At 71.1% G+C, this 20,960-nt stretch carries 17 protein-coding genes; 6 read left to right on the top strand and 11 right to left on the bottom strand.

The genetic code is table 11. The annotated features are described in order from the left end of the window. Nucleotides 1–34 precede the first annotated feature (34 nt). The gene (locus ACZ58V_RS10950) at nucleotides 35–1,756 is read left to right on the top strand and encodes a glycoside hydrolase family 6 protein (RefSeq protein ID WP_471289580.1); all 1,722 of its coding nucleotides are present in this window, start codon (nucleotides 35–37) and stop codon (nucleotides 1,754–1,756) included. A gap of 137 nt (nucleotides 1,757–1,893) precedes the next feature. Further along, a complete protein-coding gene (locus tag ACZ58V_RS10945; protein WP_471289578.1) occupies nucleotides 1,894–2,787 on the top strand; it encodes a class I SAM-dependent methyltransferase in 894 nt (297 codons plus the stop codon). A 92-nt stretch (nucleotides 2,788–2,879) separates the two neighbouring features. Here ACZ58V_RS10945 and ACZ58V_RS10940 read toward each other — a convergent pair whose 3' ends face one another. The 3 genes from ACZ58V_RS10940 to ACZ58V_RS10930 all read right to left on the bottom strand — a co-directional run bounded on the left by ACZ58V_RS10940 (nucleotide 2,880) and on the right by ACZ58V_RS10930 (nucleotide 6,781). Further along, nucleotides 2,880–3,671, bottom strand: a complete 792-nt coding sequence (locus tag ACZ58V_RS10940) for an aldo/keto reductase (RefSeq protein ID WP_468186088.1) — start codon at nucleotides 3,669–3,671, stop codon at nucleotides 2,880–2,882. A 160-nt stretch (nucleotides 3,672–3,831) separates the two neighbouring features. Then, nucleotides 3,832–5,658, bottom strand: a complete 1,827-nt coding sequence (locus ACZ58V_RS10935) for an AMP-dependent synthetase/ligase (protein ID WP_468184017.1) — start codon at nucleotides 5,656–5,658, stop codon at nucleotides 3,832–3,834. A 244-nt stretch (nucleotides 5,659–5,902) separates the two neighbouring features. Beyond that, nucleotides 5,903–6,781 carry a LysR substrate-binding domain-containing protein gene (locus tag ACZ58V_RS10930; RefSeq protein ID WP_468184020.1) on the bottom strand — a complete coding sequence of 293 codons (879 nt, stop codon included), beginning with the start codon at nucleotides 6,779–6,781 and terminating at the stop codon, nucleotides 5,903–5,905. 170 nt (nucleotides 6,782–6,951) lie between these two features. Here ACZ58V_RS10930 and ACZ58V_RS10925 point away from each other — a divergent pair, with 170 nt between their 5' ends. Continuing rightward, the gene (locus ACZ58V_RS10925) at nucleotides 6,952–7,965 is read left to right on the top strand and encodes a bile acid:sodium symporter family protein (RefSeq protein WP_468186091.1); all 1,014 of its coding nucleotides are present in this window, start codon (nucleotides 6,952–6,954) and stop codon (nucleotides 7,963–7,965) included. Here ACZ58V_RS10925 and ACZ58V_RS10920 read toward each other — a convergent pair. The 3 genes from ACZ58V_RS10920 to ACZ58V_RS10910 form a co-directional block, all read right to left on the bottom strand. Further along, nucleotides 7,901–9,139 (bottom strand): DUF4185 domain-containing protein, encoded by a 1,239-nt coding sequence (locus ACZ58V_RS10920; RefSeq protein ID WP_468184023.1) that lies wholly within the window; start codon nucleotides 9,137–9,139, stop codon nucleotides 7,901–7,903. The two genes, ACZ58V_RS10925 and ACZ58V_RS10920, sit on opposite strands and share 65 nt — an antisense overlap. 11 nt (nucleotides 9,140–9,150) lie before the next feature. Then, complete coding sequence (locus ACZ58V_RS10915) at nucleotides 9,151–11,022, bottom strand: exo-alpha-sialidase (protein WP_471289575.1); 1,872 nt, start codon at nucleotides 11,020–11,022, stop codon at nucleotides 9,151–9,153. A 154-nt stretch (nucleotides 11,023–11,176) separates the two neighbouring features. Further along, nucleotides 11,177–12,094 (bottom strand): quinone oxidoreductase family protein, encoded by a 918-nt coding sequence (locus tag ACZ58V_RS10910; RefSeq protein ID WP_471289943.1) that lies wholly within the window; start codon nucleotides 12,092–12,094, stop codon nucleotides 11,177–11,179. Between the two features lie 103 nt (nucleotides 12,095–12,197). Here ACZ58V_RS10910 and ACZ58V_RS10905 point away from each other — a divergent pair, with 103 nt between their 5' ends. After that, a complete protein-coding gene (locus ACZ58V_RS10905; RefSeq protein ID WP_468184028.1) occupies nucleotides 12,198–12,635 on the top strand; it encodes a MarR family winged helix-turn-helix transcriptional regulator in 438 nt (145 codons plus the stop codon). A 100-nt stretch (nucleotides 12,636–12,735) separates the two neighbouring features. On the opposite strand, the gene fdhD is transcribed toward ACZ58V_RS10905, so the two are convergent. Genes fdhD through ACZ58V_RS10880 form a run of 5 tightly spaced genes read right to left on the bottom strand, consistent with a single transcriptional unit; the run spans nucleotide 12,736 to nucleotide 19,208 of the window. Beyond that, on the bottom strand, nucleotides 12,736–13,620 hold the full coding sequence (gene fdhD, locus ACZ58V_RS10900) for a formate dehydrogenase accessory sulfurtransferase FdhD (RefSeq protein WP_468184031.1): 885 nt from the start codon (nucleotides 13,618–13,620) through the stop codon (nucleotides 12,736–12,738). A 7-nt stretch (nucleotides 13,621–13,627) separates the two neighbouring features. Then, nucleotides 13,628–14,488: a 2Fe-2S iron-sulfur cluster-binding protein gene (locus ACZ58V_RS10895; protein ID WP_184588413.1), complete on the bottom strand. Its 861-nt coding sequence runs from the start codon at nucleotides 14,486–14,488 to the stop codon at nucleotides 13,628–13,630. Then, nucleotides 14,485–16,308 (bottom strand): NAD(P)H-dependent oxidoreductase subunit E, encoded by a 1,824-nt coding sequence (locus ACZ58V_RS10890; protein WP_471289572.1) that lies wholly within the window; start codon nucleotides 16,306–16,308, stop codon nucleotides 14,485–14,487. Before ACZ58V_RS10890 ends, ACZ58V_RS10895 begins: the two co-directional genes overlap by 4 nt. 6 nt (nucleotides 16,309–16,314) lie before the next feature. Continuing rightward, nucleotides 16,315–18,240, bottom strand: coding sequence for a molybdopterin oxidoreductase family protein (locus tag ACZ58V_RS10885; protein WP_471289570.1), 1,926 nt, complete (start codon nucleotides 18,238–18,240; stop codon nucleotides 16,315–16,317). Then, the gene (locus ACZ58V_RS10880) at nucleotides 18,237–19,208 is read right to left on the bottom strand and encodes a 2-dehydropantoate 2-reductase (protein ID WP_471289568.1); all 972 of its coding nucleotides are present in this window, start codon (nucleotides 19,206–19,208) and stop codon (nucleotides 18,237–18,239) included. Before ACZ58V_RS10880 ends, ACZ58V_RS10885 begins: the two co-directional genes overlap by 4 nt. Before the next feature lie 226 nt (nucleotides 19,209–19,434). Here ACZ58V_RS10880 and ACZ58V_RS10875 point away from each other — a divergent pair, with 226 nt between their 5' ends. Both ACZ58V_RS10875 and ACZ58V_RS10870 read left to right on the top strand, forming a co-directional pair. Further along, nucleotides 19,435–20,766 (top strand): OFA family MFS transporter, encoded by a 1,332-nt coding sequence (locus ACZ58V_RS10875; protein ID WP_468184041.1) that lies wholly within the window; start codon nucleotides 19,435–19,437, stop codon nucleotides 20,764–20,766. Further along, a complete protein-coding gene (locus ACZ58V_RS10870; protein WP_189726171.1) occupies nucleotides 20,738–20,875 on the top strand; it encodes an MFS transporter small subunit in 138 nt (45 codons plus the stop codon). Before ACZ58V_RS10875 ends, ACZ58V_RS10870 begins: the two co-directional genes overlap by 29 nt. The last annotated feature ends 85 nt before the right edge of the window (nucleotides 20,876–20,960 follow it).

Genomic DNA, 20,960 nt, shown 5'->3' with positions numbered 1-20,960 from the left:
GACACCCCCACCAGCGAAAGGGAAACCCGCACTCATGAGCCGTACGAGAACAGCGTTACTGGCCGCGATGGCCCTGGTCGCAGGCGCGACCGGCACGGCGTTCGCCGTCGACCCGGGCGGCGCGGACATCGCCGCGGTCCCCTGCACCGTCGACTACAAGATCCAGAACCAGTGGAGCACCGGCTTCACCGCCGCCGTGACCGTCACCAACAACAGCGCCGCCAAGTCGTCGTGGTCGCTGAAGTGGTCCTACGCCGGCAACCAGATGGTCACCAGCGGCTGGAACGCCAAGCTGAGCCAGAGCGGTGCCGCCGTCACCGCGGCCAACGAGAGCTACAACGCCCAGCTCGCGACCGGCGCTTCGGTCAGCTTCGGCTTCCAGGGCAGCTACAGCGGCAGCAACGCGATCCCGGGCACGTTCACCCTCGACGGCGTCACCTGCAACGTCGACGACGGCGGCAACCCGGATCCGACCGACCCGCCGGGCCCCGGCGGCCCGTCCAACCGGGTCGACAACCCCTATGCCGGCGCCAAGGTGTACGTGAACCCGGAGTGGTCCGCGAAGGCCGCCGCCGAGCCGGGCGGCAGCCGGATCTCCAGCCAGCCGACGGGTGTCTGGCTGGACCGGATCGCGGCGATCAACGGGGCCAACGGCGGTATGGGTCTGCGCGCCCACCTCGACGAGGCGCTGCGCCAGAAGGGCTCCGGCGAACTCGTCGTCCAGCTCGTCATCTACAACCTGCCCGGCCGTGACTGCGCCGCCCTCGCCTCCAACGGCGAACTCGGCCCGACGGAGATCGACAAGTACAAGACGCAGTACATCGACCCGATCAAGACGATCCTCGCCGACTCGAAGTACGCCTCGCTGCGGATCGTCACCACCGTCGAGATCGACTCGCTGCCGAACCTCGTCACCAACACCGGCAGCCGCCCGACGGCCACCCCGCAGTGCGACGTGATGAAGGCCAACGGCAACTACGTCAAGGGCGTCGGCTACGCGCTGAACAAGCTCGGCGACGTGGCGAACGTCTACAACTACGTCGACGCCGGGCACCACGGCTGGATCGGCTGGGACGACAACTTCGGTGCCTCCGCGACCCTGTTCAAGGAGGCGGCGACCGCCGAGGGCGCCACGGTCAACGACGTCCACGGCTTCATCACCAACACGGCCAACTACAGCGCCCTGAAGGAGAACAACTTCACCATCAACGACAACGTGGCCGGCAAGTCCGTCCGCGAGTCGAAGTGGGTCGACTGGAACCGCTACACGGACGAGCAGTCCTTCGCCCAGGCCTTCCGCAACCAGCTCGTCTCGATCGGCTTCCCCTCCGGGATCGGCATGCTGATCGACACCTCCCGCAACGGCTGGGGCGGCACCGCCCGGCCCGCCGGACCGGGCGCGCAGACCTCCGTCGACACCTATGTCGACGGCGGCCGCTACGACCGCCGCATCCACCTCGGCAACTGGTGCAACCAGTCCGGAGCCGGCCTCGGCGAGCGCCCGCAGGCCGCCCCGGCGGCGGGGATCGACGCCTACGTGTGGATGAAGCCGCCGGGTGAGTCCGACGGGTCGAGCAAGGCCATCCCGAACGACGAGGGCAAGGGCTTCGACCGCATGTGCGATCCCACCTATACCGGCAACCCGCGGAACAACAACAACATGTCCGGTGCCCTGCCGGACGCGCCGGTGTCCGGGCACTGGTTCTCCGCCCAGTTCCGGCAGCTGATGCAGAACGCGTACCCGCCGCTGTCCTGAGCGGCTGACACCCCGTCCCCACGGGTCCGCCGGGGCTTCGGCCCCGGCGGATCATTTTTGCGGGAGCGGCAACAGCGGTGGCCTTCTCCCGGTGCGTCGGCGCAGTCTGGCGGCATCCGAGGGAGAGGCTGACCACCATGGCGCACGACCACGACCACGATCGTCACGACCACGACCGTCACGACCACACGCACCTCGACTGGGCCGCGATGGCTCCGAGGCTGGAGTCCCAGGCAGAGCTGTTCGCTTCCCTGTACGAGCGGGCCATGGGCTGGCTGGCGCACGAGGTGACCGAGCCGGGCCTGATCGTCGACGCGGGCAGCGGTCCGGGCGTCGTGTCGTGTCTGTTCGCCGAGACGTTCCCGGGCGCGCGGATCGTCGCGGTGGACGGCTCCGAGCCGCTGCTGGAGCGGGCGCGGGCACGCGCCGAGCGGCTGGGCGTCGCCGACCGCTTCGGCACGATCGCCGGTGAACTCCCTGGCGTGCTCGAAGAGTTGGACTACCCGGCCGACCTGCTCTGGGCGAGCCGCAGTCTGCACCACCTCGGTGATCAGCGGGCCGCGCTCGCCGCGTTCGCGGCCCGGCTGGCGCCCGGCGGCACGCTGGCCCTCATGGAGGGCGGCCTGCCCGCACGGTATCTGCCGCGCGACATCGGTATCGGCCGGCCCGGGCTCCAGGCGAGGCTCGACGCGCTGGAGGCGGAGTGGTTCACGCGGATGCGGACGGAGCTGCCGGGCTATGTCGCGGAGACGGAGGACTGGCCGGCCCTGCTGGCGTCGGCGGGGCTGAAGCCGGGCAGGACGCACACCTTCCTGCTGGACCTGCCCGCACCCGCCTCGGAACGGGCCCGGGAGTATGTCGTCGGGTCACTGTCCCATCTGCGGGAGCGGATTCCGGAGGGCTTCGACGCGGACGATCTCGCCACCCTCGACCGGCTTCTCGATCCCGACGACGAGGCGAGTCTGTACCGGCGGTCGGATGTGTTCGTGCTGGAGGCGCACACGGTGCACACGGCGGTTCGGGCGGTCTGATCAGGGGGATCTCCGATCCCCACCGCCCCGAGCAGCACGACTGCCCGCGGCCGAATGACAGGCTGCGGGCAGTCGTGGGGCCGGGAGAGGGCTCAGGCTCCGTCGAACGTCGCCGGGTCCGGGCCCAGGCGGCGGTCCTCGTTGAGGGCGCTGATGGCCGCCAGGTCCTCGGTGTCCAGCTCGAAGTCGAAGACCTCGATGTTCTCCTTGATCCGCGACGGCGTCACGGACTTCGGGATCACCACGTTGCCCAGCTGGATGTGCCAGCGGAGCACGACCTGGGCCGGCGTGCGGTTGTGCTTCTGGGCGATGGCCACGACCGCCGGAACCTCCAGCAGGCCCTTGCCCTGGCCGAGCGGCGACCAGGCCTCCGTGGCGATGCCCTGCGCCGCGTGGTACTCACGGGCGGCACTCTGCTGCAGGTGCGGGTGCAGCTCGATCTGGTTCACGGCCGGGATGACCGACGTCTCGCCGATCAGCCGCTCCAGGTGCTCGGGCAGGAAGTTGGAGACACCGATGGCCCGGATCCGGCCGTCGGCGTGCAGCTTCTCGAACGCCTTGTACGTGTCGACGTACGTCCCCTTGGCCGGCAGCGGCCAGTGGATGAGGTACAGGTCGACGAAGTCCAGGCCGAGCTTCTCCAGCGACGTGTCGAAGGCGCGCAGCGTGGAGTCGTACCCCTGGTCGGCGTTCCAGAGCTTGGTGGTGACGAAGAGCTCCTCGCGGGGGAGACCGGCGGCGGCGATGGCCTTGCCGGTGCCCTCCTCGTTGCCGTAGATCGCCGCTGTGTCGATGCTGCGGTACCCGGCCTCCAGCGCCGTCGCGACGGCCGACTCGGCCTCGTCGTCCGGCACCTGCCAGACGCCGAACCCCAGCTGGGGCATCTCGATGCCGTTGTTCAGGGTGATCTGGGGGACCTTGCTCACGAGCTCTCGATCCTTAGGTTTGTGGTCGGGTGTACTCCCATCGTCAACGATCACGAGCCGTGATGCATTCCTGACGGGAGAATTCAGACGGGTGGCACACCATCCGTTAACAGGCAGTTCATGCCCGGTAGAGGGCCTCGACCTCGTTCTCGTACGCCTTCTCGATCGCCTTGCGCTTCAGCTTCAGGGACGGGGTCAGCAGCCCGTGCTCCTCGGTGAACGGCTGGGCCAGGATGCGGAAGGTGCGGATCGACTCGGCCTGCGAGACCAGGGTGTTGGCCGCGACCACCGCGCGTCGCACCTCCGTCTCCAGGTCCGCGTCCCGCACCAGCTCCGCCGCGGACAGCTGCGGCTTGCCGCGCATCGCCAGCCAGTGCTCCACGGCCTCCTGGTCGAGGGTCACGAGGGCTGCGACGTACGGGCGGTCGTTGCCGACGAGGATGCACTGGTTGACCAGCGGATGGTCCCGGACGCGTTCCTCCAGCACACCGGGCGAAACACTCTTGCCGCCCGATGTGACCAGGATCTCCTTCTTGCGGCCGGTGATGGTGAGGTAGCCGTCCTCGTCGAGCGAGCCGAGGTCGCCGGTGGCCAGCCAGCCGTCGTGCAGGGTCTCGTCCGTGGCCTTGGGGTTGTTGAGGTAGCCCTGGAAGACGTTCTGGCCGTGCAGCCAGATCTCGCCGTCGTCCGCGAGGTGCACCGTCATGCCCGGGATGGGCTGGCCGACCGTGCCGAACCGGGTGCGGCCGGGCGGGTTGGCGGTCGCGGCGGCCGTGGACTCGGTCAGTCCGTAGCCCTCGTAGATGTGCACGCCCGCCCCGGCCCAGAACAGACCGAGCCGTCGGTCCATCGCCGATCCGCCCGACATGGCGTGCCGGATCCGGCCGCCCATCGCGGCGCGGATCTTGGAGTAGACGAGCTTGTCGAACAGCTGGTGCTGCATGCGCAGCCCCGCCGAGGGGCCGGGTCCGATGCCCCAGGCCTTGGCCTCGACGGCGTCCGCGTACTTGATGGCGATGTCCACGGCCTTCTCGAACGGGCCGGAGCGGCCCTCCTTCTCGGCCTTGCGGCGGGAGGCGTTGAACACCTTCTCGAAGATGTACGGCACGGCCAGGAAGAACGTCGGCTTGAACGCGGCCAGATCGGGCAGCAGGGCCGCCGCGTTGAGCTGCGGCTGATGGCCGAATTTCACCCCACCGCGAATCGCCGCGACCTGGACCATCCGCCCGAAGACGTGCGCGAGCGGCAGGAACAGCAGGGTGGCGGCCTCGTCGCCCCGCTTGGAGTGGAACACCGGCTCCCAGCGCTCGATGACGGTGTCCGCCTCGTACGCGAAGTTGCCGTGTGTGATGACACAGCCCTTGGGGCGTCCGGTCGTGCCCGAGGTGTAGATGATCGTGGCGACCGAGTCGGGCGTGACGGCCTGCCGGTGGCGGTGCACCACTTCGTCGTCGAGGTGCGCGCCGGCGTCGTACAGCTCCTGCACGGCACCCGAGTCGAGCTGCCACAGGCGGCGCAGCTGCGGCAGCCGGTCGATGACGGTGGCGATCGTCATCGCGTGGTCCTCGTGCTCCACGATCGCGGCCGTCACCTCGGCGTCGTACAGCATCCAGAAACACTGCTCGGCCGAGGACGTCGGGTAGACCGGCACGACCTGGGCGCCGATCGCCCACAGCGCGTAGTCGAAGAGCGTCCACTCGTAGCGCGTACGGGACATGATCGCGACCCGGTCGCCGAACCGGATGCCGCTCGCCAGCAGCCCCTTGGCCAGGGCGAGCACCTCGTCGCGGAACTCGGCGGCGGTGACATCCCGCCAGTACCCCGTGTCGTCCTTGCGGCCCAGGGCGATGTGCAGCGGGTCTTCCTGGGCATGCTGGAATACCACGTCGGCCAGACCGCCCACCGGAGGTGCCAACGCCAACGGAGGGTTGGTGAACTCGCGCAAACCCCGCTCCCCGCTCCTCAGCGCTTCTGTTGAGTGACGCTCCGCACAGCGCCGTGAAAGCTACCCCACCCGGCCAGGGGTGCGGGAGGGGGACGAAGCCGAGCGGGGCTCTGGTTCGCGCTGGTCATCGCGGGAAAATGCGCTCAGACAGGGAAGGGTCGGACAGATTACTGACGGTTGAGTAAGTTTCGGTGCCGTAATCTCCACCGAATCTGTACGACCCTGCCACGGCCCGGCGCACGCCTCACAGGCCCTTCGGCGCACTGCGGTGCAGCCGGTCCCCGCCCGCCAGGATCGCCGCCGCCAGGGCGTTCGCCGCGCCCTGCGCTGAGGGGCGGCGCCGGCCGTGGACCACCACGAAGTCGACCTGGCCCAACTCCGGCAGGCCCGCCCGGTCCGGGACCCGGACCAGGCCCGGCGGGATGAGGCCCCGGGAGTGGGCCATCACGCCGAGGCCCGCGCGCGCCGCCGCGACGAGACCGTTGAGGCTGCCGCTCGTACACACCACACGCCACTCGCGGCCCTGCCGCTCCAGCGCCTCCAGGGCGAGTGCGCGGGTGATGCCCGGCGGCGGGTAGACGATCAGCGGCACCGGGCGGTCCGGGTCGAGCCGGAGGCGTTCCGCGCCGATCCACACCAGCCTGTCGTGCCGGACCAGCTCGCCGTGCGGGTCCTCGGGGCGCCGCTTGGCCAGGACGAGGTCCAGCTTCCCGGCCGCCAACTGTTCGTGCAGCGTGCCCGACAGTTCGACCGTGAGCTCCAGGTCGACCTCCGGATGTTCGTGCCGGAAGCCCTCGAGGATCTCGGGCAGCCGGGTCAGCACGAAGTCCTCGGAGGCGCCGAAGCGCAGCCGGCCACGCAGCCGGGTGCCCGTGAAGAACGCCGTCGCCTGCTCGTGCACCTCCAGGATCCGGCGCGCGAAACCGAGCATGGCCTCGCCGTCCTCGGTCAGCTCCACCGAGTGCGTGTCCCGGGTGAAAAGCGTCCGCCCGGTGGCGTCCTCCAGCCGCCGCACGTGCTGGCTGACCGTCGACTGCCGCAGCCCGAGCCGCCGCGCGGCCTGCGTGAAGCTCAGCGTCTGCGCCACCGACAGGAAGGTGCGCAGATGGGAGGGCTCGTACATGACCCTCAGGCTATCGCTTATCGCAGAACACGATGGCAGTCAGAGCGGTATACGGGATTCCCGATCGCCGGACCGGGGAGCAGGATGGGAGGGGGCCTCCCCGGCCCTAGTACCGCCTGTACGTACCGAGCAAGTGGAGCACCGTGAAACGCCTGCGCCGGCCGCGCCGGATGCCGATCGACCCGTTCATCCTCCTCCTGCTGGCGACCGTGGGAGTCGCCGCGCTGTTCCCGGCCCGCGGGTCGGTCGCCGATGTGGCGTCCGGGGCCTCCACGGCGGCGATCGCCTTCCTGTTCTTCCTCTACGGTGCCCGGCTCTCCACCCGTGAGGCGCTGGACGGCATGCGGCACTGGCGGCTCCACATCACGGTCCTGGCCGCCACCTTCGTCGTCTTCCCGCTGCTCGGCCTCGCGGCCCGCGGGCTGGTGCCGGTGATCCTCACGGACCCGCTCTACCAGGGCCTGCTCTTCCTCACGCTCGTCCCCTCGACCGTCCAGTCGTCGATCGCCTTCACCTCGATGGCCCGCGGCAACGTGCCCGCCGCGATCTGCGCTGGCTCCTTCTCCTCCCTCATCGGCATCATCGCCACCCCGCTGCTCGCGGCCTCGCTGCTCGGCGGCAGCGGCGGCGGGTTCTCCGCGGACTCGCTGCTGAAGATCGTGCTGCAACTGCTCGTGCCGTTCCTCGCCGGGCAGCTGCTGCGCCGCTGGATCGGCGGCTTCGTCACCCGCCACAAGAAGGTCCTCGGGCTTGTGGACCGCGGCTCGATCCTGCTCGTCGTCTACACCGCGTTCAGCCAGGGCATGGTGCAGGGCATCTGGCACCAGGTCAGCCCCGCCCGGCTGGGCGGGCTGCTCGGCGTCGAGGCCGTGATCCTCGCCGTGATGCTGCTGCTGACCTGGTACGGCGGCAAGGCGCTCGGCTTCAGCCGGGAGGACCGGATCACCCTTCAGTTCGCCGGTTCGAAGAAGTCCCTGGCCTCCGGACTGCCCATGGCGAGCGTCCTGTTCGGCGCGCACGCCTCGCTGGCCGTGCTGCCGCTGATGCTCTTCCATCAGATGCAGCTGATGGTGTGCGCGGTGATCGCCAAGCGCCGCTCGCACGACCCCCGCGCGGAGGTCACCTCGCCGGAGCCAGCCGCAGAGACACGAACCGCGGTCGGTACAGGGACACGTTCCGGCTGAGCTGGGCCGCCGCACCGGTCGTCTCCAGCCAGTTGACGTCGTAGCTCAGCACGAGCCGTCCGTCGCCGCTCAGCACCGGATGGGCCTGCGGGTTGTAGGCGGCCACCTGGCCCTGCGGCAGCGACGGACTGAACTCCTTCGCCGGCCCGTGCCAGGGCCCGGCCGGGGAGCACGCCCAGTACGAGGCCACGGTGGTCAGGCCCTTCGTGCCCGCGGCCATCGTGAACAGCACGTAGGTGCCGCCGTCCCGGACGACCGAGAACGCGCTGCCCACGCCCCTGCGCTGCCCGTCCCCGAGCACCGGCCGGGGACGGGCGGCGGCCGTCCACGCCGAGCCGTCCCAGTACCGCCAGGCCGCCGGATCCCCGAGTCTGCCCTCCCGTACGCGCGCCACGTACGCGTGCGAGGCCGGTCGGGAGGCGGCCTGGCCGTCGTCGCCGCCGAAGACGTACGTCCAGCCGTCCTCCTCGACCAGTGTCGTGCCGAACAGCACCCGCCGGGACGGGTCGGGGACCAGCTGCTGGTCGAGCACCTTGACGATCGACTCCAGGCGCAGAGCGGGCAGCGACAGGGTGGCGACCTCGGTCGCGGTGGGCACGCCGTAGATCCACGGGGCCTGCCCCGCCGTGCGTACCCACAGCAGCACCCGGACGACCTGCTCGGAGGATCCGGGGGAGCGGGGTTCGACGCGGGCGGCGACCGGCCAGCGCCACTGGTTCGGCGCCGGATCGGCGAACAGCGGGGCGGGCAGAGTGGTTTCGAGCCTGCCGTCGCGCATCAGCACGGCCGAGTTGCGCACCAGCGGCTCGGCCGTGTCCCGCCAGGCGTACGACTCGCCGGCCGGGTTGGGCGGGCCGTACACCCGGCCCAGGAAGGTGTCCGAGAACAGCCACAGCACCCGGCCGTCCGGCAGTCGCAGCGAGTGGGTGCCGTCGCCGCCGGTCCAGTCGTCGCTGCGGCTCGCGTCGTCGCCGTAGCGGGCGAACTCGGCGGTGAGGCCGTCGTCCGCCTGCCAGGCGTCCACCGTCCGTGCCCGGCAGACGCCGTCGTCGTCCGGACTCTCGTCCTCCGGCAGGGCGAAGAGCAGGGCGGCACCGAGAACCAGGACCACCAGCAGGCCGATCCCGGTTCCGGTGCGCTGTCGTGCTCGTGCTGCCTCTGCGTCGTCGGGCACGTTCCGTGACGTTAGTTGCTGCCGCTCACCTGGTCCATGGGCAGCCACAGGACGGTGCCCTTGGCGGACGCTCCCGCGGCACCCGACGCCAACTCCTCGTCGGACAGAGCCCGGTTCCAGACGCGGACGTCGTCGATGGCCCCGCTGAGGAACGCCCTGCTGTCCATCCGCTGGCCGACGTGCACGCCGAACGGGGAGTTACGGCTGACCGAGCCCGGCACGTCCGTGGTGGTGACCGGCGCACCGTCGAGGAGGAGCGTCAGCTTCCCCCCGCCCCGGCGCAGCGCCAGATGGTGCCAGCCGCCGTCGTTGTGGGCGCCGTCGGTCCACACCGAGGCCGATCTGACGGTCGTCGCGCCCGACCGGGTGGTGATGAGCCCTCGGACCCGGTCGCTCGCCGGCTCCCCGCGCAGCCAGATCTGCGGCTGGGTGCTGCCGATGCCGCCCATCCACAGGAAGGGCTGTTCGCCGGTCGTGGCCGTGTAGCGGAAGAACAGCGAGGCGGTGAAGTCCCCTTCGCCGAGCGGGAGCCGGGACCGGTACGGCAGCCGTACCGCGTCGTCGGTGCCGTCGAAGGACAGCGCGCCGCCGCGCACACCGGTGGTCCGGGCGGCACCGCCGAGCACGGCCGCGGGCGTCGTGGCCGACGCGGCGTCGCGGGTGGTCGGGTCGGGGCCCCGGCGCGGTGTCAGCCAGTCCTCGGTGAAGCGGGCGAAGCGGATCTCGTCGCGGGCGTCGACCGCGCCGCCCTCGTACAGCAGGCCCACCGTCGTGCCGTCGACGGCCGCCATGTCGGAGTAGCCGGACCAGTCGGTGGTGACGACCGTGCCCCGGTCCACGGTGTCCCAGGTGCGCCCGCCGTCGTAGGAGGAGCGGACCATCATCGTCCGGCGGCGGTCGGGGTCGGCCGGAGCGGACAGCAGGAGCCGGTCGCCCAGGCGTACGGTCGCGCCCTGGACCTGCGGGGTGTAGAGGTCCGGGAGGTCGCGGAAGGGCGTGGCGAAGCTGTCGCCGCCGTCCCGGCTGAGGGTCTGGGCACGGTGGCCCAGATCGGTGCCGTCCTGTTCCCGGCCGCTGACGAGGACGGCGCCGTCGGTGCGCTCGGTGAGCGTCACCTCGGACGGCTTCTGCCGGAACGTGCCGTCCTGGGCTATGGGCCAGGAGTCAGTGGCGCCGACCCGCCAGCGGTCGCCGCCGTCGTCGCTGACGATGAGGGCGGCGTGGTTCGCGGTGACCCGGCTGCCGTCCCACGTCTCGGTGTTGACACCGAAGACGAGCCGCCCGGCGTGCTTGCCGCGGGTGAGCTGGATGCCGTGCACGGGCCCGGTCGCGTACCAGGAGTTCCAGTGCGCGGGCAGGATCTGGTCGCTCAGGTCGCGCGGCTTCGACCAGGTCCTGCCGTCGTCGTCGCTGTACTGCAGATGCGGGGTGCGGTCGCAGGGGACGGTGCAGTTCCCGGCGTCCGTACGGCCGGTGTTGTACGTCTCGGCCAGCAGGATCCGGCCGGTCCTGCGGTCCACGAGGGGCGCCGGGTTGCCGTGCGTGTCGCCGGCGCCCTCGGTGACGACCTGGAGCGGTCCCCAGGTGCGGCCGCCGTCGGTGGAGCGCTTGAGGACGAGGTCGATGTCGGCCGCGTCACCGCAGTTGAGGACGCGGCCCTCGGCGAAGGCGAGCAGCGTGCCGCTCGTGGTCCGCACGATCGCCGGGATGCGGAAGCAGGCGTAGCCGGGGTCCTGGGAGGCCTTGAAGAGGACCTGCTGTTCGAACTCCGGTAAGGCCGTGGCCGGTCGGGCCTGGGCGGGGAGGGCCGGCGCGAGCAGCGCGGCGGCGGCGAGAACGGCTGTCAGGGTGGATCTCAGACGTGCGCGAAGACTTGACGGCATGGTGCGACCTGCCCTTCATGCGTCTGTCGGCTGGACCACCGAGCCATGGGAACGGACATCCGGGCAGCTGATGCGGACAACCGGACATCCCACGTCCCATGTGTGGGGCCACAGACGGTACTTGGACTCACAGACCCCCCACAAGAAGCGTGCGTCAGGGGATCAGGACGACCTTTCCGCGGTTGGCCCGCGCCTCGATCTCCCCGTGTGCCTTCGCGGCGTCCGCCAGGGCGAACTCCCCGTGGACGGCGGGCTCGATCTCTCCCGCCGCGAACAGCCGCCACAGCTCCTCGCGCCACCGCTCATACAACTCCGGCTGCCCGCGGGCGATACGGGCCATCTGGAACCCGATCACCGACTTGGCGCCCACGAGCAGGTCGTGTGCCCGGACGGTGCCGCCGCCCGAGCTGTACGCCACCAGTCGTCCTCCCGGGGCGAGTGCGCCGAGGGCCGGGGTGAGCAACTCTCCGCCGACCGCGTCCAGGGCGTAGTCGACCGGGGCGCCCCAGCCGTCCTCGCCGTAGGTGACGACGTGGTCGGCGCCCAGGCCGCGGACGAAGCCGGTCTTCGCCGGGTCGGAAACGGCCCCCACGACCCGTCCGGCGCCCCGCGTCCTGGCCAGCTGAACGGCCAGATGGCCGACGCCGCTCGCCGCCGCCGTGACCAGGGCCGCCTCGCCGGGCTCGGGCCGTGCCGCCGCCAGGGCGCCTAGGGCGACCAGGCCGCTGCGGACCAGGGCGACCGCGTCGACGGCGCGGGCACCGTCCGGGACCGGGGAGGCCATGGCCTCGTGCAGGAGGGCGAAGTCGGCGTAGCCGTGGCCGAAGCAGAGCCCGGTCACGCGGTCGCCGGTGCCGAAGCGGGTGACGCCCTCGCCGACGGCCGTGACCTCCCCGGCGATCTCGCCGCCGAGCGGGACGGGCTCGGCCGCCTCGGTGACCTTGCGTACGACCGGGAGCGTGACGCCGATCGCCTGCGCGCGTACGAGCAGTTCTCCGGGGCCGGGCTCGGGGACCGGAGCCTCCTCCACGAACAGGGGGCCGCCTCGGGATTCGTAGCGGACGCGGCGCATCGCACCTCCGGAGTCATTGGTCATCCCAACGAATTCATTGGGGAGCCCAACGGTATAGGACGATCATAGGAAGGACCAACGATTTCTTGGCTAGGCTGCGGCCATGTCGGAAGCCCCTCTCCCCGCGATCCGCTCCCTGCCCAGCTGGCTGCTCGGCCGCGCCGCCGCCCGCGGCCGGACCCTGGTGGCAGAGGCGCTGGCCGAGGAGGACATGAGGATGTGGCACCACGTGGTGCTGTCCGCCGTCCGTGACCTGGGGCCCGTCGCCCAGGCCGACCTCGGCCGCGGGATCCGGCTCGACCCCAAGGACCTGGTCGGCATCCTCGACGACCTCCAGTCCGCGGACCTGGTGCTGCGCGAGCCCGACCCGAGGGACCGCCGCAAGAACGCGGTGTCCCTCACCCCACGGGGAGCCCGGCTGCTCAAGCGCTGCGAGAAGGCGGCCCGGGCCGCCAACGACGAGCTGCTCGCCCCGCTGTCGGCGTCCGAACGCGAACAGTTCACCGGGATGCTGCGCCGGATATCCGGCACCGCCGACTGAAGGCGTGAGACGTCGCCTCCCGCCTGAGACGGGGCCCCTGCGGCGCAGGGGGCGCTCCCCGCCGGTCGGGGCCCCGCCGCCGTGTCGCGGAGGAACCTGCTCAGCCCTGGGCGGCCGCGGCCCGCAGAGCGATCCGGTCCTCACCCGCGTACACGTTCATGGAGCCGCCCCGCAGGAAGCCCACCAGCGTCAGGCCCGTCTCGGCGGCCAGATCCACCGCAAGCGACGACGGCGCCGACACCGCGGCCAGGACCGGCAGGCCGGCCATCACGGCCTTCTGTGCCAGCTCGAAGGAGGCCCGGCCCGAGACGAGCAGGATCGTCCGCGACAGCGGCAGGTCCCCGTTCTGCAGGGCGCGGCCGACCAGCTTGTCGACCGCGTTGTGCCGGCCGACGTCCTCCCGGACGTCCAGCAGCTCGCCCTCCTCGGAGAACAGCGCCGCCGCGTGCAGGCCCCCGGTCCGGTCGAAGACCCGCTGGGCCGCGCGCAGCCGGTCGGGCAGGCTCGCCAGCAGCTCCGGGGTGACCCGGACCGGGGGAGTGTCGGCGATGGGCCACCGTGCCGTCGTGCGCACCGCGTCCAGCGACGCCTTGCCGCACAGGCCGCAGGAGGAGGTGGTGTAGACGTTCCGCTCCAGCGTGATGTCGGGGATCACCACGCCGGGGGCCGTCTTCACGTCGACGATGTTGTAGGTGTTCGAGCCTCCCCCACTCTCGGCTCCGCTCGAGCGGGAGGTGCCCCCAGCCGTCGCCCCGGCGCAGTAGACGATGTTCTGGAGGTCGTCCTGCCCGCCCAGCACCCCCTCGCTCACCAGGAATCCCGCAGCCAGGGCGAAGTCGTCGCCCGGGGTGCGCATGGTGATCGCCAGGGGCTTGCCGTTGAGCCGGATCTCCAGGGGTTCCTCCGCGACGAGCGTGTCCGGGCGGCTGGAGACCACCCCGTCCCGGATGCGGAGTACCTTGCGTCGTTCCGTGACCCGTCCCATGTCCTGATCAGCCCCGGTTCTGTACGTGCTGGTAGCCGAAGCGGCCCTTGATGCAGAGATTGCCGTGGGTCACCGGGTTGTCGTGCGGCGAGGTGACCTTCACGATCTCATTGTCCTGCACGTGCAGCGTCAGGTTGCAGCCCACTCCGCAGTACGCGCACACCGTGGTCGTCTCCGTCTGGCGCGACTCCTCCCACGTACCCGCCGCGCGCATGTCGAACTCGGACTTGAAGGACAGCGCACCCGTGGGGCACACCTCGATGCAGTTCCCGCAGTACACGCACGCCGAGTCGGTCAGCGGCGCGTCGTGCTCCACGGCGATCCGGGCGTCGAAACCGCGCCCGGCGACCGAGATCGCGAAGGTGTTCTGCCACTGGTCGCCGCAGGCGTCCACGCACTTGTAGCAGAGGATGCACTTGTCGTAATCGCGCACGTACAGGTCGTTGTCGACCTTCGGTTCCTCGTTGAGCCGGGCCGCGTCGGGGCCGAAGCGGTCGGGCTTCGCCTCGTACTCCTTGAGCCACGCGGCGACCTTCGGCGTCGTCGACAGGTCCACGGAGGACGCGAGCAGTTCGAGGACGATCTTCCGGCTGTGCCGGGCCCGTTCGGTGTCCGTGCGCACCTCCATGCCGGGCTCGGCCTTGCGGGAGCAGGCCGGCACGAGTGTCCTGGCCCCCTCCACCTCGACGACGCAGACCCGGCAGGCGTTCTTGGGCCGGAGCGTGTCGCCCTCGCACAGCGTCGGGACGTCCTTCCCGGCGGCCCGGCAGGCGTCGAGGATCGTCGAGCCCTCGGGTGCCCGCACCGGCTCCCCGTCGAGCGTGAACTCCAGCAGCCGGCGCGGGATCCCCAGCGGTGTGACGGTCATTCGTACGCCCCCAGACGGTCGATGGCGGATTCCACGGCGTTCCACGCGGTCTGCCCGAGACCGCAGATCGAGGCGTCCCGCATCGCGCGGCCCACCTCCCGCAGCAGCGCGATGTCCCCGGCGGCGTCGGCGCCGGTGCGCTCCACGATCCGGTGCAGCGCCTCTTCCTGCCGCACGGTCCCGACCCGGCAGGGCACGCACTGCCCGCACGACTCGTCCCGGAAGAACTCGGCGATGCGCAGCAGGAGCCGGGGCAGGGGCACGCTGTCGTCGAAGGCCATCACGACCCCCGAGCCGAGCGTCGTGCCGGCCTCCCGCGTCCCCTCGAAGGTGAGCGGAACGCCGAGCTCGTCGGCCCGGACGAAGCCGCCGGCCGCCCCGCCGAGCAGTACCGCCCGCAGCCCGTCCCGCACCCCGGCGAGCGTGAGCAGGTCGCCCAGCGTCGCGCCGAACGGCAGCTCGTAGACACCGGGCCGCTCCACGCTCCCCGAGACGCAGTACAGCTTCGGCCCGGTGGACCGGTCCGTGCCGATCGCCGCGTAGGCCGGGGCGCCCATCGTGAGGATCGGCAGGACGTTGACCAGCGTCTCGACGTTGTTCTCCACCGTCGGCTTGCCGAACAGGCCCTTCTCCACCGGGAACGGCGGCTTCGAGCGGGGCTCGCCCCGGTAGCCCTCGATGGAGTTGAACAGGGCCGTCTCCTCACCGCAGATGTAGGCGCCCGCGCCGCGCCGGATCTCGATGTCGAAGGCGTAGCCCTGGCCGAGGATGTCGTCACCGAGCAGTCCACGCGCGCGTGCCTGCGCGATCGCGTGCTCCAGCCGGCGCAGGGCGCGCGGGTACTCGCCGCGCAGGTACAGATATCCCCGGTGGGCGCCGGTCGCGTACGCGGCGATCGTCATCGCCTCCACCAGCGCGTACGGGTCGCCCTCCATGAGCACGCGGTCCTTGAAGGTGCCCGGCTCCGACTCGTCGGCGTTGCAGACGAGGTAGTGCGGATGGTCCGGCTGGGACGCCGTGGCCTGCCACTTGCGGCCGGTCGGGAAGGCGGCTCCGCCGCGCCCGGCCAGGCCCGAGTCGGTGACCTCGCGGATGACCCCGGCCGGGCCCAGCTCGAAGGCCCGGCGCAGGGCCGTGTAGCCGCCGTGGGCGCGATAGTCGTCGAGGGACGCCGGGTCGACCACGCCGACGCGGTGGAGCAGCATCAGGCCGTCCTGCCCGGCCTGGGGCACCGCCAGGGCGGCGGGCGGCTCCTCCGGCGCCGAGTCGGGGGCGCTCGCGGCGAGGACGGCCTTCTCGACGGTCGCCGGCGCCGGCACCGCCGTACGCACGGGATCCCCGGCCCTGATCGCGAGCGCGGCCGGGGCCCGTTCGCACAGACCCAGACACGGGCTGCGCTCGACCGACACACCGCTGCCGAGACCGAGCCGGGCCTCGATCCCGGCGCACAGCTCCGGCGCCCCGGCCGCCGCGCACGCCAGGTCCGTGCACACCTGGAGCACGGTCGCCGGGCGGGGCTTGACCGAGAACATGGCGTAGAAGGTGGCCACCCCGTACGCCTCCGCCGGCGGCACGGTCAGCCGCCGGCACAGATAGTCGAGGGCGCCGTCGCTGATCCAGCCGATCCGGTCGTTGAGGGCGTGCAGCCCCGGCAACAGCAGGTCGCGGCGGTCCCGGGCCGCGCGCCCGCCCCGCGCCCACCGGAGATCGGCATCGGAGCGATCGGCGCCCTCCCAGGAGGACTCCGGAGGCCCGAGCAGGGCGTCGACGGCCGCCCGTTCCTCGTCCGTCGGCTTGCTGTCACCGAAGTGCAGGTCCACAGTGCGTCACCCCACGATCGTCGCGATGGGCAGCTTCTCGATCCGGATCGCCGACGCCTTGAACTCCGCCGTCCCCGCGATCGGGCAGTTCGCCTCGATCGTCAGCGCGTTGGTGTCCACCTCGTCGGGGAAGTGCATGGTCATGAAGGCGAGCCCGGGCCGCAGCGCGGTGTCCACCCACACGGGCGCGGTCACCGACCCGCGCCGCGAGGTGACCTGGACCTGCTCACCGACCACGACCCCGTAGCGCTCGGCGTCCTCCGGGCACAGCTCGATGAACTCGCCGCGCCGCAGCGGCGAGGCGTAACCACCGCTCTGCACCCCGGTGTTGTACGAGTCGAGCCGCCGCCCGGTGGTCAGCCGGATCGGGTACTGCTCGTCGGTGAGGTCCACGGGCGGGTCGTGCTGCACGATCCCGAAGGGGGCGAGCCGGCCACGTGCCGAGGGGTCGGGCTCCCACAACCGGCCGTGCAGATAGGCCGGTTCGAGCCGGTCCGTGCTGGGGCACGGCCACTGGATGCCCTGGTGCTCCTCCAGACGCTCGTACGTCATGCCGTAGTGGTCGGGCGAGACGGACCTCAGTTCGTTCCACACGGTCTCGGCGTCGGCGTACTTCCAGTCGTGGCCGAGGCGGGCCGCGAGGTCGCAGAGGATGTCGATGTCCTCGCGCGCCTCGCCGGGCGGAGTGACGGCCCTGCGGACGCGCTGCACCCGCCGCTCGCTGTTGGTGGTCGTGCCCTCGGTCTCCGCCCAGCCGGCGGTGGCCGGCAGGACGACGTCCGCGAGTTCGGCCGTCTTCGTGAGGAAGATGTCCTGGACGACGAGGAAGTCGAGGGCGTTGAGCCGCCGTACGGCCTGCTCGCTGTCGGCCTCCGACTGGGCCGGATTCTCGCCGATGCAGTAGACGGCCTCGATGCCGCCGTCCTCCATCGCCTCGAACATCTCCGTGAGATTCAGTCCGTAGTGCGGCTGGATGACGGTGTCCCAGGCCGACTCGAACTTCAGCCGGGTGTCCGGGTCGAGGATGTCCTGGAAGCCCGGCAGCCGGTTGGGGATCGCCCCCATGTCGCCGCCGCCCTGCACGTTGTTCTGCCCGCGCAGGGGCTGCAGGCCCGAGCCGTAGCGGCCGACATGGCCGGTGAGCAGGGACAGGTTGATCAGGGCGCGGACGTTGTCGGTGCCGTTGTGGTGCTCGGTGATGCCGAGGGTCCAGCACAGCTGGGCGCGTTCGGCACGGGCGTAGGCGTGCGCCAGCTCGCGGATGGCGGTGGCCGGTACGCCCGTCACCTTCTCGGCGAGCGACAGCGTCCACGGCTCGACCAGCGCCCTGTACTCCTCGAAGCCGGTGGTCGCCCGCTCGACGAACGCCTCGTTGGCGAGGCCCGCGTGGATGATCTCGCGGCCGATCGCGTGCGCCATCGGGATGTCGGTGCCGACGTTGAGGCCGAGCCAGCTCTCCGCCCACTCGGCGGTCGAGGTCCGGCGCGGATCGACCGCGTACATCCGGGCCCCGTTCCTGATCCCCTTCAGCACGTGCTGGAAGAAGATCGGATGCGCGAAGCGGGCGTTGGAGCCCCACATCACGACGAGGTCCGTGTGCTCGATCTCCTCGTACGACGAGGTCCCGCCGCCCGAGCCGAACGCCGCCGACAGGCCGGCCACGCTCGGGGCGTGACAGGTGCGGTTGCAGGAGTCGACGTTGTTGGTGCCCATGACGACCCGGGCGAACTTCTGCGCCACGTAGTTCATCTCGTTGGTGGCACGGGCGCAGCTGAACATCCCGAAGGCGCCGCGGTTGCGGGCGATGCCCCGGGCGGCCCGGTCCAGGGCCTCCTCCCAGCTCGCCTGCCGGAAGGGCTCGTCGCGGGAATCACGTACGAGCGGGTGGGTCAGCCGGGTGTAGGTCTTCGGGCTTCGATCGCGTTTCCTCATGCGGCGCTCCTCAGCGCGAGCAGGTCCGAGATGGCGTGCACGGTGCGCAGGGTGGGCACCTCCACGCCGGTGATCTCCGCCAGCTCGACGACCGCCGCGAGGAGTACGTCGAGTTCGAGCGGCTTGCCACGCTCCAGGTCCTGGAGCGTGGAGGTGCGGTGGTCGCCGACCCGCTCGGCGCCCGCGAGCCGGCGCTCGATGGAGACGCCGACCTCGCAGCCGAGGGCCTCGGCGACCGCGAGCGTCTCGGTCATCATGATCTCGATGACCTTGCGGGTGCCGCCGTGCAGGCACATCTGCCGCATGGTCGCGCGGGCCAGCGCGCTGATCGGGTTGAAGGAGATGTTGCCGAGCAGCTTGACCCAGATGTCGTCCCGCAGACCGGACTCCACCGGGCACTTGAGCCCACCGGCCTGCATCGCGTCGCTGAAGGCGAGACAGCGGGCCGAGAGGCTGCGGTCGGGCTCGCCGATCGAGAACCGCGTGCCCTCCAAGTGCCGTACGACGCCCGGCCCTTCGAGCTCGGTCGCCGCGTAGACGACACATCCGACGGCCCGTTCGGGCGCGAGCACCGCACTCACCGCGCCGTCCGGGTCCACGCTCTCGACGCGGTGGCCGTCGAACGGGCCGCCGTGCCGGTGGAAGTACCACCAGGGGATGCCGTTCTGGGCCGCGACGACCGCCGTCGTCCCGTGCAGCAACGGCGCGATCAGCGGCCCGCACGCCGCGTACGCGTTGGCCTTCAGGCCCAGGAAGACGTAGTCGACCGGGCCCACTTCGGCCGGGTCGTCGGTCGTGTGGGGGTGAGCGGTGAAATCGCCGCGCGGGCTGCGCACCCGGACTCCGTGCTGCCTCATGGCCGCCAGATGCGGTCCACGGGCGATGAGATGTACATCGGCACCCGCGCGGTGGAGCGCGGCGCCGACGTAGGCGCCGATGGCACCGGCGCCGAGGACTGCGACTTTCACGGGAACACTCCGTTCGGTTTGAGGGATACCGCGGAGGTGTGACTGCCGTACGACCGCTCAGGAACCGCCGTGCGGCTTGTGTCGACGAAATATTGTCTACAGTATGGAGGTTGGGGCGGCAAGGGTCCGTGCGGCGACCGTTCGGCGCATGCTGAATACCGCTCACCGCATACGATCGACGCGCCGCCTTTTCAACTCCCGTGCGACTGCCTACCGTCCGGGAATCATGAGTCCCCCAGTCGCGCCCCCGGGCTGGAGCCGCTGGCTCGTCCCGCCCGCTGCTCTCTCCGTACATCTCTCCATCGGCCAGGCCTACGCCTGGAGCGTGTTCAAGCCGCCCCTCGAGTCCGCGCTCGGTCTCAGCGGCACGCAGAGCGCGCTGCCCTTCCAGCTGGGCATCGTCATGCTGGGCCTGTCCGCCGCGTTCGGCGGCACGCTCGTGGAACGCAACGGCCCCCGCTGGGCGATGACCGTCGCCCTGGTCTGCTTCTCGTCCGGCTTCCTGCTCTCCGCGCTGGGCGCGTCCCTGGAGCAGTACTGGCTGATCGTGTTCGGCTACGGCTTCGTCGGCGGCATCGGCCTCGGCATCGGTTACATCTCGCCCGTCTCCACACTGATCAAGTGGTTCCCGGACCGGCCCGGCATGGCCACCGGCATCGCCATCATGGGCTTCGGCGGCGGCGCGCTCATCGCCTCCCCGTGGTCGGCGCAGATGCTGGAGTCGTTCGGCGGGGACAGCTCCGGGATCGCGATGGCGTTCCTGGTGCACGGCCTGTCGTATGCCGTCTTCATGCTGCTGGGCGTGCTGTTGGTCCGGGTTCCGCCTCATGCCTCAGGGGCGCGGGGAACTGCGCGACAAGCCCCCATCGGCCCGCAGGTATCCGCGAAACAGGCGCTGCGCACTCCCCAGTTCTGGCTCCTGTGGACCGTGCTCTGCATGAACGTCACCGCCGGCATCGGCATCCTGGAGAAGGCCGCGCCGATGATCACGGACTTCTTCGCGGACACCTCCACCCCGGTGTCCGTGACGGCCGCCGCCGGCTTCGTCGCCCTGCTGTCGGCGGCGAACATGGCGGGCCGCATCGGCTGGTCCTCGACGTCCGACCTGATCGGCCGCAAGAACATCTACCGCGTCTACCTGGGCGTCGGCGCGCTGATGTACGCGCTCATCGCCCTGTTCGGCGACACCTCCAAGCCGCTGTTCATCCTGTGCGCGCTAGTCATCCTCTCCTTCTACGGCGGCGGCTTCGCGACGATCCCGGCGTATCTGAAGGACCTGTTCGGCACGTACCAGGTCGGCGCCATCCACGGGCGGCTGCTCACCGCCTGGTCCCTGGCCGGTGTGCTCGGGCCGCTCATCGTGAACTGGATCGCCGACCGGCAGGAGGAGGCGGGCCGGCACGGCGCGTCCCTGTACGGGCTGTCGTTCGTCATCATGATCGGCCTGCTCGTCGTCGGCTTCGTCGCCAACGAACTCGTCCGGCCCGTCCACCCCCGCCATCACGTCCCGCAGCCGAAGGAGGCCGAGAGTGTCCAGCAGCAGTCAGAGTCCGCCTAGCCCGGACCGGCGGTGGCTGATCGCCCTCGCCTGGGTGTGGGTGGGCGTACCGCTCGCCTACGGGCTGTACGAGCTCGTCCGGAAGGCGACACAGCTGTTCACCGGGTAAGGCCTGTGGCGGGACCGGGCCCCGGCGACAGGTGCCCGGGCGTCCGAGGTCCTGACCGAAGCTGACAACCCTGGTGCTCGTTTCC

The organism is Streptomyces sp. NPDC040589, assembly GCF_055594445.1.
The sequence above is the reverse complement of the archived record's forward strand: the minus strand, read 5'-3'. Positions and strand labels throughout refer to the sequence as shown.